The sequence below is a fragment of the Halomonas sp. SIMBA_159 genome (assembly GCF_046536035.1).
GTDB lineage: Bacteria > Pseudomonadota > Gammaproteobacteria > Pseudomonadales > Halomonadaceae > Vreelandella > Vreelandella venusta_A.
Genome location: NZ_JAWJBT010001742.1, coordinates 1 through 232, shown reverse-complemented (window position 1 = coordinate 232; position 232 = coordinate 1). Strand labels below are relative to the sequence as shown.

Annotated in this window: 1 protein-coding gene; it reads right to left on the bottom strand. The window is 63.8% G+C overall.

The window, feature by feature from the left end; genetic code table 11:
- A partial coding sequence (locus R0J87_RS25160; protein WP_498889750.1) for a LytR/AlgR family response regulator transcription factor occupies positions 1-232 on the bottom strand: 232 nt, incomplete at both ends.

The following is a 232-nucleotide window of genomic DNA, read 5'->3' as shown; positions in this document are numbered from 1 at the left end:
CGATGTAGCGGATGTCATCGACGGCGATGCGGTGGTGCACCCCGTCTGTGGCAGCAAACAGGAGCTCACGGCGCGAGCGGCGCTGCAGCCGCGTGAGGATCCGCGACATCTCCTGCTCGAACGAGGCGTAGGCCACGGGCTTCAACAGATAGCTCAGCGCGTCGACCTCATAGCCGCCCACGGCGTAGTGGGGAGAGCTCGTGATGAAGACGATGATGACTTCGGAGTCGAC